Raw genomic sequence first — 12,064 nt, 5'->3', positions numbered from 1 at the left:
ACGCATGCGCCTCGACGATAAAAAGGTGCACACATTTTACCTGGGAGTTGATGTGGAGGATTATCCATACATTCCTGTTATGGAGAAACCGAAAAACGTTGGTTACATATCAAGAATGTGCCACAAAGATGGATTCGATATTGTGGTGGATGCTTTTATCGAATTGAAAAAGAAAGCCGGTTTTGAAGAGGTGAAACTGATTGCCACAGGAGGTTTGACCGGTGATGACAAAAAGTTTTTTAAAGAACAAAAACATAAGCTGAAAGAGGCTGGTTTGTTACATCAGTTTGAAGTGGTGGAAGAGTTTGAAGGAGCTGCCCGCCATGAATTTTTTAAGCAAGTGGCTATGATCTCTGTCCCGGTTCGTATAGGCGAGGCATTTGGCATGTATTTGCTTGAAGCCATGGCGTCCGGAGTCCCGGTGGTGCAACCTGCTTTGGGAGCATTTCCGGAGATTGTGGATGTTTCTGGTGGCGGAATAACTTATTCGCCAAATACGCCGGAAAAATTGTGTGAAAGCTGGGCAGAACTATTGAATGATCCTGATAAATTAGAAAAATTGAGTTTGGCCGGTTATGAAGGAATCGGAAAGAAATTTAATATACATAACCATGCAGCCGAAATCGTTGAGCTCTACGAAACCCTTCTACTCCGCTCAGTGCGACGTCATCCTGAGCGAAGTAGAAGGATGAATTCAACCAGAAATACTTAAATGAAAACATTCTATGTATATATTCTGAAGTGTAGCGACGGCAGTTATTATGTGGGCGTTACAAATGATATAGAACGAAGATTAGAGGAACATAATAAAGGAGTATCTGCCAATAGCTTTACTTTTAAAAGGAGACCAGTTGAGCTGGTTTTTTACGAAACCTATAATGATTTTAAAATTGCGGAGCAATGGGAAAAGAAATTAAAAGGTTGGTCGAGGACGAAAAAGGAAGCATTGATTGAAAGAAACTGGAATAAATTAAAAGAGTACTCTGTTTGCCAGAATGATTCTCATTTTTCTAATTTTAGAGATAAGAATATTAATCATAAATAACGACCCTTCGACTACGCTCAGGGTGACAAAAAAATGCTACTACAACTAAAAAACATATCAAAAGGATACGGAGAAGCCGGAACGCACAGTTTTCGACCCGTATTAAAGGAATTAAATCTTGAACTGGAGAAAGGACAAAAAGTGGCGATAATCGGACCAAGTGGCTCCGGAAAAACAACCTTGCTGAATCTGGTTGGCGCACTGGACACGCCCGACTCTGGCGAGGTACTATTTAACGGAACCAACATTACCGGCTACACGTCAAGACAACTGGCAGCCTTTCGCAACAAGAATCTCGGCTTTGTATTTCAATTGCACCATTTAATGCCACAGTTGAGTTTGTGGGAAAATGTGTTGCTACCGCTTTTACCGCAAGGAAAAGTTACGAAGGAACAAAAGGACTGGGCGGAATACCTGATTAAAAAAGTTGGTATTTCAGATCAGCGTAATCAGAAACCATCAGAAATGTCGGGAGGTGAGTGCCAGCGCACCGCTGTGGTTCGTGCGCTAATCAATAAACCGGAGTTGATTCTCGCCGATGAGCCAACCGGTGCACTGGATGAGGCCAATGCCAATGCACTTTCTGAACTACTTATACAACTCAGCGAAGAGGAAGGAGTAACACTGGTTACGGTAACTCACTCCGCAGAGTTGGCCCAAAAAATGGATACAAAATTCTTACTAAAAAACGGTAAACTGGAAAAAGAATAATCTCCCCTCTTTGAGGGGAGTACGGCGAAGCCGGGAGGGGTGAGTATGACCAAATTTCAATACATAATAAAATCTTTTCTTCATTATTTTAAAGCCAACTTACTGGTGGCAATTGGTGTGGCTATCAGTACGATGGTTTTAACCGGTTCGCTTGTGATTGGCGATTCGGTAAGGCACAGTTTAACCCAGGCAACCTTTTATCGGTTGGGCGAAACAACGCATTTGGTTGCCGTAAAAGAACGTTATTTTCGCCAGGAAATGGCTTCGGAGATGGAAGCCGTAAATCCTGAATTGAAAGCTACTTCTGTGCTTTTGTTGGAAGGAATGGCAGTGGCCGACGGAGGTCAGGAACGCGCGAATAAAGTACAGGTGGTTGGTGTTGATGATGATTTTGAGGAGATCGCAAACACAGCATTTTTTGCCGAACTACAAAATAACGAGATTGCCATAAGCGAAAACCTGGCAGAACGCTTACAAAAAGGAGCCGGCGATAATATTCTGGTTCGTATAAAAAAGGCCAGTTTAATTCCGATGAACGCGCCGTTTGTGTCGGCAGAAGAGACAAGTGTGGCTTTGCGCGCAACCATAAAAAAAGTGGTTAGTAAGGAAGAGTTAGGGCGCTTTAGTTTGAAAAATTCGCAAACAGCACCCTACAATATTTTTATGTCGATTGATCGTCTCAATCGGTTAATGGAATTTGAAGGAAAAGCCAACCAGATACTGGTTTCAACAGAGCTGGAAACAGCAGTAGTTTCTGAAGTAGTGAATACATGTTTAACACCCGCCGATGCAGGATTAACGACGAAGAAATTAGATAATGGACGAAAGGTGGAAATTTCTACCGAGCGGGTTTTTATGGAGTCGAAAATTTCTGATCTGCTTGGAAGTTTGCCAGGCGCAGATATGATTTTGACCTACTTTGTAAACGCTATCGACCATAATCAATCTTCGGTTCCCTATTCATTTGTGTCGTCGGTGACCGAGCCAAAGCTGGCTTCAAACGAAATAATTTTGAACCGTTGGGCGGCAGATGATTTTAACGCGAATATAGGAGATCCCATTCGTTTACAGTATTTTGAGATTGGCCCTTTGCGCCAGTTGGTGAATAGGGAAGAAGCTTTTATTTTAAAGGAGATTATTTCAATGGATTCGCCATTGGCAGATCCAACGCGTGTGCCGCATTTGCCGGGATTATCCGATGCCGGTCATTGCCGCGAATGGGAAGCCGGTGTTCCTATTGATCTGGATGCCATCCGCGAAAAAGATGAAAAATACTGGGACGACTACAAAGGCACACCAAAGGCTTTTATTTCAACAGAAAGTGCTTTGCGGCTGTGGTCCAATCGTTTTGGTGACTACACGGCTGTGCGCTTTCCCGCCGAAACGTTTAGTGAGGATGAATATAAAAGTGAATTTGCTGCAGCTATTTCGCCGGCAGATTTGGGAATGATTGTTGAGCCAATCCGTGAACAGGGGGTACACGCTGCTCAAAACGGTACCGATTTTAGCGGACTGTTCATAGGTTTAAGCTTTTTTATTCTGGTTGCTTCAATCATTCTAACGGCATTGCTATTCCGTCTGAATCTTGAAAGCCGTTCAACACAGATCGGGCTGCTTGTAGCTCTTGGATTTCAGCAAAAACACATCCGAAGTTTCTACCTGTCTGAAGGTTTTGTGGTTTCTCTGTTTGGAGGCCTTGTCGGACTGGTGATTTCTTATTTTTATACCACGCTGGTTTTCCGCATATTAAATACGTTGTGGTTCGACATTGTTCGTACCAATGTCCTCGAAATTCAATTGTTGCCATCAACATTGGTAATCGGATTAGTTATCAGTTTGGTGGTTTCGTTGGGTGCCATTGCCATTTCATTACGTCGCTTTCAAAAACAAAAAGCTGTTGAATTGCAAAAGCAGATAGCGGTAAAAGAAAGCCGCCTAAAAACTCGTCTGCTGAATGGTGTGTTGTGGGGAGCATTAGTACTTTCTGTTGCAGTTTTTGTTATGCAACTGTTTGCCAAACAAGCCGATGCATCCCTCTTTTTTATCTCAGGCGGATTAATGCTGCTTGGATTGTTATTGCTTTTCAGAAAGTTGTTGCAAAAACGGGAAGCTAAAAAATCCCGCGAATTTCAGTTCAGTCAGTTATCAGCAATAAATCTTACCCGAAATATCAGCCGGTCGATTACCATTGTTACCCTTTTTGCACTGGGTACCTTTATCGTTATTTCAACGGGATCGTATAAAATGGATTTAATTGCCGGAGCCAACAAAAAAACAAGCGGCACCGGAGGCTTTTTATATTTTGCCGAAACTACCATGCCGGTCCTTTTCGATATTAATAACAAGGGAAAAAAGGCGGAAGAAGGAATATATGAAGGTTTTAATGTGGTGCAATTCCGCAAAGTGGATGGCGACGATGCCAGTTGTTTGAACCTGAATCGTATTGCACAGCCTGCAATTTTGGGCGTTAATGCTGAAAATTTGACCGGGCGTTTTGATTTCGCTGCAAAAATGAAAAGTTTGGAAGTTGATCCATGGCTAAGTCTGGAAAAGGATTTTGACGATGGGACTATTCCAGCCATAGCCGATCAAACGGTTATTCAGTGGGGACTCGACATGAAAGTGGGCGATGTTTTATTGTACCAGAATGAGCTGGGCGATACTCTTAAGTTGAAACTGATCGCCGGAACAAAACCATCCGTTTTTCAGGGTTATGTAATAATCTCGAATAAACATTATTTGAAAAACTACCCAAGCAGTTCAGGATCGAATATATTTTTGGTGGATGGTGATGCCGAAAATGAAGTAGCGATCGGCGACGAGTTGCAATCGGTATTTCGTGATTATGGATGGGAAATGGAAAGTGCTGCCAAACGATTGGTTGAGTTTTATTCAGTAACCAACACCTATTTATCGATATTTCTTGCGCTTGGTGCTTTGGGATTAATTCTTGGAACCATTGGGTTGGCTGTTATTCTGGCCCGAACCATTTTAGAGCGTCGGCGGGAAATTGCATTAATGCAGGCCATTGGATTTACAAAAAACTCCGTATTTAAATTGTTGAGAAATGAATATTTGTTGCTACTGGTGTCAGGCGTTTTACTTGGTTTTGTTACAGCCGTTGTGGCAACTTTACCGGCATTTTTGTCTACCAATACCGATGCTTCATTTTCAACAGTAGCAATTGTTGTAGCGCTGATTCTTGTGAACGGAGTGATTTGGATTACCGGATTAAGCTGGTTTTCGCTGCAAAAGAAATCGCTGATCAATGATCTAAAAACAGAATAGTTAGGGCGGAAATTTACAATTTCTAGCTGGGAAATAATCGGTTTTTCGGTTAATGTAAACAAATTGTAGTATTGCGCTTTTCATTAAAACCTTTCAGAATGAGCATTTGTTGCAGTGGTAAAAGTTACAGAAATGCCAGTAAATATACCCGAGACAGCTCAGAAGAGAGTCGTAATTATAGGAGCCGGTTTTGCCGGGTTGCGTTTAGCCCGTAAATTATTTAAACACAATTTTCAGGTAGTACTGATTGATCGGAATAACTACCATCAGTTTCAGCCGCTGTTTTACCAGGTGGCAACATCGGGGTTGGAGCCCAGTTCTATTTCATTTCCGCTGCGGAAAGTATTTCAGAAATCAGAGAATGTTTTTATTCGGATTGCCGAGGTAAAAAGCATTATGTCTGATGAGAAATTAATTGACACTACGTTGGGGACAGTATGGTACGATTACCTGATAATTGCAACCGGAGCTACCACCAATTTTTTTGGTATGGAAAGTTTTGAAACCAACAGTATTCCAATGAAATCGGTTTCTGAGGCTTTGTTTTTGCGTAATACTTTGCTCGAGAATTTTGAAAAAGCAGTCACCATTCGTGATGAGGAAGAAGTTAGGCGACTGCTAAATATTGTTGTGGTTGGCGGTGGCCCCACTGGCGTGGAAGTTTGTGGCGCGCTGGCAGAAATGAAAAAGTTTGTTTTGCCAAAAGATTACCCTGAGCTTGATTTTAACCTGATGAATATAACGCTGGTGGAAGCGAATACTCATTTATTGGCAGGAATGACGGAGATAGCGGGCAAAAAAGCTCTTGATTACCTTGCCAATCTGGGAGTTGAAGTAAAACTGAAACACAAAGTTGAGAAATATGATGGAAATACGGTTGAGCTTGAAGATCAGGAAAATCTTGAAACAAGGTCGCTCATTTGGGCCGCAGGCGTAAAAGGACAAATGCCATCAGGAATTAAAAAAGAAAATGTGGTTCGTGGAAATCGTATAAAAGTGGATGCCTATAACCAGGTTGACGGATACGAAAATATTTTTGCCATCGGCGATATTGCCTACATGGAAACAACTGATTATCCGCAAGGCCATCCTCAGGTTGCACAGGTAGCTTTGCAGCAGACAAGTTGTCTGGCTGAAAATCTTAAAAAGATGCAGAAAAGTAAGAGTCTGGTCTCATTTAGATATCGCGATAAAGGATCGATGGCAACCGTTGGACGAAACAGGGCAGTGGTTGATTTGCCCGGTTTGCGTTTTGCCGGTTTCCCTGCCTGGTTGGTTTGGATGTTTGTGCATTTAATGTCGATTGTGGGCGTAAAAAATCGACAGGTAATATTTATTAACTGGTTATGGAATTATATGACCTACGACCAGTCGCTTCGCTTAATTATCCGGCCTTCAGCAAAAAGTGTTGAGTGGCAAAAACGTCAGAAATAATCTAATTTTTCCTGTTTGGTTCCGTGTAAGTGATTTTTTTCAAAAGGTTGTTCTGTTAATTTATTTTAGGCTGAACTTCATTCGTTTTTACTTCTCCCGGAGAATCACGTGTCGTAAATATTTCATTTTAAGAATAACTGTCTTAATTTTACAAGTTCGGTATAACATTCAGAAACAATGGAAGAGCAGAACGAGAAATTTATGCGGGAGGCAATTACGCTTGCACAACAGGGGATGGATGGTAATCATGGTGGCCCGTTTGGTGCCGTGGTGGTAAAAGACAATAAAATTATCGGAAAAGGATACAATCAGGTAACTTCATCAAACGACCCCACTGCACATGCCGAAGTAGTTGCGATTCGGGAAGCGTGTAAGGTTTTAAATACTTTTCAGTTGGAAGGATGTACGATTTATACCTCGTGCGAACCCTGCCCGATGTGTTTGGGAGCTATTTACTGGGCGCGCCCCGATAAAGTTGTTTTTGGAGCGACAAAACAAGATGCGGCAAGTGCACAATTTGATGATCAGTTTATTTACGATGAACTGAAGACGGAGCTGAGTCGGCGCCACATTCAGTTTGAAAATATGATGCGCGATGAAGCCCGCGAGGTTTTTGACGCATGGAATAAAAAGGAGGATAAAAAGGAATATTAACTGTGCACTTCATTAGAAGAACTTTGTAAAAATTCACTCAACAATATTTTTTTTACTTTTATTGCATGACCGGCGAAAAAAATCAGGATCAGAACAAACGAACAGAAGAACTGGAGCAAGAGCTTTCGAAGCTAAAACTTGAACTGGAGAATGTTAAATTTCAGGAAGAGCAGGAACGGGAAAAACGTTTGTTTTACCAGTTGATTGCCGAGTTTGCTTTTGCCTGGGAGTTGTGGTTTGAATCCAATGGTAAGATAAAATACTGTTCGCCCTCATGTTCCGATCTCACAGGATATACCGCAAATCAAATTATTGCTTCGCCGGGGATTGCAGCTTTGCTGGTTTTCGATGCCGACAAAGAGAAATACAGTAACTTTTTAAGTGGTGCTTTAAATCAGACACTGGTCAACCAAACCCTCGAATTTCGTGTGCTTACACGTACCAAACAACTTCGTTGGTTTATGATGAATGTTCGTGGTGTATACGATAAAATTGGCAAGTATCTTGGAATTAGGGCATCGGTAATAGATATTAGCCGCCTGAAACAGGCAATGGGGCACATTTCTGAACTGGAGCGCACAAAAGAATTTGATAGCCGGAATAAACAACGCCTGCAAACCGAACTGGAGATGAAAGACCGTGAGCTGGTTTCGTTTTTATTGCAGCTGTCGCAGAAAAATGAGTTGTTGAATAAAGCGGTTCACATCCTTCAGTCGGCAGAGGCAACAAAATCGAAAAATGCTGTTCAGCTTGTTCATCAATTAAAAAATTTATTGGAGGCCAATGCCGTTCAACCGGTTGATTGGTCGATGGTAGAAAACCAGGTGGATAAAATTCATCCGGGCTTTCTCGATCGCCTGCAAAAGCGACATTCTGTAGTTTCGGTCAATGATAAAAAATTGTGTTCCTACATTCGTTTGGGTTTGTCGAGCAAGGAAATTGCCGGTCTGCTGAATATTACTTCCAAAAGCGTGGAGATCTCTCGCGTACGATTGCGGAAAAAACTGGGAATAAACGAAAAAATCCGTCTGGTAAACTATCTCGGTCAATTGTAATATTAGGTATTATTTTATTCGATCATATTTTCATGTAGTGTTTTGGCAATATATAAAGTACATTAAAACAGTGATTTAGTATTATAGTGTTAGGTTGATGTTTGTTTGTGTTGTGTTGTTGTTAGGTTGTTGTGCGACTTGGTATATTGTTTTTACAATAACTTTGGTTTTCAAAATAGTCCGTAATGACACAAAACGCAGCAAACAATTACCGAAAGCTATATGATGAGGAAATAGGGCAGCTCGTTCATCAGGGGTGTTCTTCTTCCGACTGGAGTTTAATAAAAGTATCACACGATTTTATTCCCGATTGTATCGAGAATTGCAAGTTCTCCGGAAGTATCCGACTCGACAGTTTTACCGGAACAGTAAAGCTGATCGGAGGAATTACTTTTAGAACAGGGATTTACAATGCCTGGCTGCACAACTGCGAGGTGGGTAAGAATGCCCTGATCCACAATGTACGAAGTTACATTGCCAACTACCGGATCGAAGAGAATGTGGTTATTCATAATGTAACTACGCTGGCTGTTGATGGAGAAACATCGTTTGGTAACGGAGTGGTTGTTGAGGCAATAAACGAAGGCGGAGGCCGCGATATTCCGATTTATGATTACCTCTCAACGCATGTTGCCTACATGATGGCCTTATACAGGCACCGGCCCGAGGTGGTGCGTTCGCTAAAAAATATGGTTGCCGACTACACCAAATATGTAAGCAGCGAAATGGGGGTGATCGGAGCCGATTCGAAAATTCTGAATTGTAACACCATTTTAAATGTTAAAACCGGACCGGCTACCATAATCGATGGGGCTAAAAAATTACACAACGGAAGTATTAACAGTAACTACGAAGCACCTGTAACAATTGGCGAAGGAGTGATTATGGATAACTTTATTGTTAGTTCAGGGTCAAAAATCACCGACGCCACGCTTGTTTCAAAATGTTTTATTGGTCAGGGTTGTGTGCTCGATAAACATTATTCGGCCGAAAACTCCTTGTTTTTTGCCAATTTCCAGGGATTTCACGGAGAGGCCTGTTCAATATTTGCCGGGCCATACACCGTTACGCATCATAAATCTACTTTGCTGATTGCCGGAATGTTCTCGTTTTTAAATGCCGGAAGTGGATCGAACCAAAGTAATCACCTTTACAAACTGGGGCCTATTCACCAGGGAATTATGGAGCGCGGTGCAAAAACCACCAGCGATTCTTATGTGCTGTGGCCATCGCGTATTGGCGCATTTTCGCTGGTAATGGGGCGCCACTACAAACATTGTGATACCACTGATTTTCCATTCTCGTACCTGATTGAGAGTAAGGACGAAAGTATTCTTGTTCCTGCCATCAACCTAAAGAGTATCGGAACCATTCGCGATACGCAAAAGTGGCCAAAACGTGATAAACGTACTGATTCGAACCTGCTCGATCTGATTAATTTTAATTTGCTAAGCCCGTACACCATTGATAAAATGGTTAAAGGCCGGCAAAAATTAATGGATCTTCAAAAATCCTCAGGCGATAACATTGAGGCATATACTTACGATCGTATGAAGATCGAGAAACGTGCGCTCGACCGTGGAATCCAGTTGTATGAAATGGCAATCTGGAAATTTCTGGGTAACTCGTTAATTACTCGTCTTAACGGAAATGAGTATGAAACAGCAGCAGATATTCAAAAAGCCCTTCAGCCCGATATAAAGTTTGGTAGAGGATATTGGGTTGATCTGGCAGGAATGATTTGTCCTTTTGAGGCGCTTGATCAATTGCTACAATCAATAGAAAAAGGCACGGTGCAGTCGCTGGAAGAAGTAAATTCAGCATTGGCAACCATGCACAAAAACTACTATAATTTTGAGTGGACCTGGGCAGTAGACGTGCTCGAAAGTTTTTATGGGAAAAGTATTTCCGAGTTTGAAGCATCGGATGTGATAAGCATTGTAAAGAAATGGAAAGAAAGTGTGCTGGGAATCGATCGCTTTTTGTACGAAGATGCCCGGAAAGAATTTTCGATGAGTAAAATGACCGGTTTTGGTGTTGACGGACAGGACGGCGCACGCGAACTTGATTTTGCCGAAGTACGTGGCGAGTTTGAAGATAATGACACCGTAAAGGAAATTAAAGAGCATATGGAGAAAAAGGAACGGCTTGGTAGTCGGGTGATCGAACAAATGATGCAGGTGCGGGTCAATAAGCAAATTGTTGAAAATTAGTAAGAAGAACTCTCCCTCATTCCCTCTCTATATGTAGAGAGGGACGATTGTGTCGAAGGCGCAATCAGGGTGAGTCAGTAAGTAAGAATGTATTATGTCCCTGAAATATAAATGGCTAGTAGAAAGAAATTATGTGTGGAATAGTAGGATATATAGGAGATAAGAAGGCTTTTCCGATACTGATCGGAGGACTGAAAAGATTGGAATACCGCGGGTACGATTCGGCAGGAGTGGCCTTGTTAAACGGTTCGCTCGAAAACTATAAAAAGAAAGGCAAGGTATCAGATCTCGAAGCCTTTGTGGCCGGAAAAGCCGACGACGGAACCATTGGCATAGGGCATACACGTTGGGCAACACATGGCGAACCCAGCGATAAAAATGCGCATCCGCATGTTTCCATGAATGGTCATTTTTCCATAGTGCATAACGGGATTATCGAAAATTATGCGCAGCTGAAACGCGATCTGGAAACACACGGATATACGTTTGAAAGTGATACCGATACAGAGGTGTTGGCCAACCTGATCGAGTATTTTTATTTGCAGGATGATGAGATGTCGTCGGAAGCAGCGGTGCAGTTGGCTTTGTCGAAAGTGGTGGGTGCATACGGAATTGCCGTGCTTTGTAAAAAGGAATGCGCGAAAATTGTGGTGGCCCGAAAAGGAAGTCCGCTCGTGGTTGGATTGGGTAACGGCGAATATTTTATTGCCAGCGATGCCTCGCCCATTGCGGAATATACCAACCAGGTAATCTACCTGAACGATGAAGATATTGCCATTCTGCAAAAAGATGGCTTTACCTTAAGCAATGTTCAAAATACTCCGGTTTCGTTGAAGATCAGCAATATTGATATGGAAATCGGGGCGATGGATAAAGGCGATTACGATTATTTTATGCTCAAGGAAATTCACGAGCAGCCAAAAACCATCGAAGAAACTTTTCGCGGACGTTTGCAAAACGACTATTCCGAAATTGTGTTGGGCGGACTGTTAAATGTTTTTCCAAAAATAGAGGCGGCAAAACGGATTGTTATCATTGGTTGTGGAACATCGTGGCATGCCGGGCTTATTGCCGAATACCTGTTTGAAGAATATGCACAGGTTTCGGTTGAAGTGGAATATGCCTCCGAGTTTCGTTACCGGAAGCCGGTGTTGTCGTCGGACGATGTGGTCATTCTCATCAGTCAGAGTGGTGAAACGGCTGATACGCTGGCGGCTTTGGAACTGGCCAGATCAAAAGGAGCAACCGTGATTGGAATTTGTAATGTGGTGGGCTCAACCCTCTCGCGCGAAACCGAAGCAGGTGTATATACCCATGCCGGTGTCGAAATTGGTGTGGCCTCAACAAAAGCATTTACCGCGCAGGTAACAGTGCTTACCATGATCGCCCTGAAACTGGCTAAACGCAAGGGAACCATCAGCAACGACGACTATAAAATGCTGGTAAAAGAGCTGGCCGAAATTCCTGAAAAAGGACGTGCCATTCTCAACGACGGAGAAAAAATAAAGGCCATTGCCGAAAAATACCACGAGGCCGTAAATGCGCTTTACCTCGGGCGCGGCTACCTGTTTCCGGTGGCGCTCGAAGGGGCTTTAAAGCTAAAAGAGATCTCGTACATTCACGCCGAAGGTTATGCTGCCGGCGAAATGAAACACGGCCCAATT

The 12,064-nt window shown here is 42.5% G+C and carries 9 protein-coding genes; all 9 read left to right on the top strand.

What is annotated here, in order from left to right:
• The coding region (locus ABZB17_RS14380; RefSeq protein ID WP_372651032.1) for a glycosyltransferase family 4 protein at window positions 1-712 on the top strand (712 nt) is incomplete at its 5' end.
• Window positions 713-1,045 carry a GIY-YIG nuclease family protein gene (locus ABZB17_RS14375; RefSeq protein ID WP_372651031.1) on the top strand — a complete coding sequence of 111 codons (333 nt, stop codon included), beginning with the start codon at window positions 713-715 and terminating at the stop codon, window positions 1,043-1,045.
• Between the two features lie 33 nt (window positions 1,046-1,078).
• A complete protein-coding gene (locus ABZB17_RS14370) occupies window positions 1,079-1,756 on the top strand; it encodes an ABC transporter ATP-binding protein (protein WP_372651030.1) in 678 nt (225 codons plus the stop codon).
• A 45-nt stretch (window positions 1,757-1,801) separates the two neighbouring features.
• Window positions 1,802-5,044: an FtsX-like permease family protein gene (locus tag ABZB17_RS14365; protein ID WP_372651029.1), complete on the top strand. Its 3,243-nt coding sequence runs from the start codon at window positions 1,802-1,804 to the stop codon at window positions 5,042-5,044.
• A 132-nt stretch (window positions 5,045-5,176) separates the two neighbouring features.
• Window positions 5,177-6,478, top strand: coding sequence for an NAD(P)/FAD-dependent oxidoreductase (locus ABZB17_RS14360; protein WP_372651028.1), 1,302 nt, complete (start codon window positions 5,177-5,179; stop codon window positions 6,476-6,478).
• Window positions 6,479-6,655: 177 nt separating this feature from the next.
• A complete protein-coding gene (locus ABZB17_RS14355) occupies window positions 6,656-7,132 on the top strand; it encodes a nucleoside deaminase (RefSeq protein ID WP_372651027.1) in 477 nt (158 codons plus the stop codon).
• A 65-nt stretch (window positions 7,133-7,197) separates the two neighbouring features.
• Window positions 7,198-8,187, top strand: coding sequence for a PAS domain S-box protein (locus tag ABZB17_RS14350; protein ID WP_372651026.1), 990 nt, complete (start codon window positions 7,198-7,200; stop codon window positions 8,185-8,187).
• A gap of 185 nt (window positions 8,188-8,372) precedes the next feature.
• Complete coding sequence (locus ABZB17_RS14345; RefSeq protein ID WP_372651025.1) at window positions 8,373-10,400, top strand: DUF4954 family protein; 2,028 nt, start codon at window positions 8,373-8,375, stop codon at window positions 10,398-10,400.
• Window positions 10,401-10,531: 131 nt separating this feature from the next.
• A partial coding sequence (gene glmS / locus ABZB17_RS14340; protein ID WP_372651024.1) for a glutamine--fructose-6-phosphate transaminase (isomerizing) occupies window positions 10,532-12,064 on the top strand: 1,533 nt, incomplete at its 3' end.

Origin of the sequence: Draconibacterium sp. (assembly GCF_041583095.1) — a bacterium.
Taxonomy (GTDB): Bacteria; Bacteroidota; Bacteroidia; order Bacteroidales; family Prolixibacteraceae; genus Draconibacterium.
The sequence above is the reverse complement of the archived record's forward strand: the minus strand, read 5'-3'. Positions and strand labels throughout refer to the sequence as shown.

What these genes read in the sequence shown, in the direction of transcription:
- ABZB17_RS14365 (WP_372651029.1), top strand. Translation starts at nt 1,802, where the DNA reads ATGACCAAATTTCAATACATAATAAAATCTTTTCTTCATTATTTTAAA.
- ABZB17_RS14345 (WP_372651025.1), top strand. Translation starts at nt 8,373, where the DNA reads ATGACACAAAACGCAGCAAACAATTACCGAAAGCTATATGATGAGGAA.
- ABZB17_RS14360 (WP_372651028.1), top strand. Translation starts at nt 5,177, where the DNA reads ATGCCAGTAAATATACCCGAGACAGCTCAGAAGAGAGTCGTAATTATA.
- ABZB17_RS14355 (WP_372651027.1), top strand. Translation starts at nt 6,656, where the DNA reads ATGGAAGAGCAGAACGAGAAATTTATGCGGGAGGCAATTACGCTTGCA.
- ABZB17_RS14375 (WP_372651031.1), top strand. Translation starts at nt 713, where the DNA reads ATGAAAACATTCTATGTATATATTCTGAAGTGTAGCGACGGCAGTTAT.
- ABZB17_RS14350 (WP_372651026.1), top strand. Translation starts at nt 7,198, where the DNA reads ATGACCGGCGAAAAAAATCAGGATCAGAACAAACGAACAGAAGAACTG.
- ABZB17_RS14370 (WP_372651030.1), top strand. Translation starts at nt 1,079, where the DNA reads ATGCTACTACAACTAAAAAACATATCAAAAGGATACGGAGAAGCCGGA.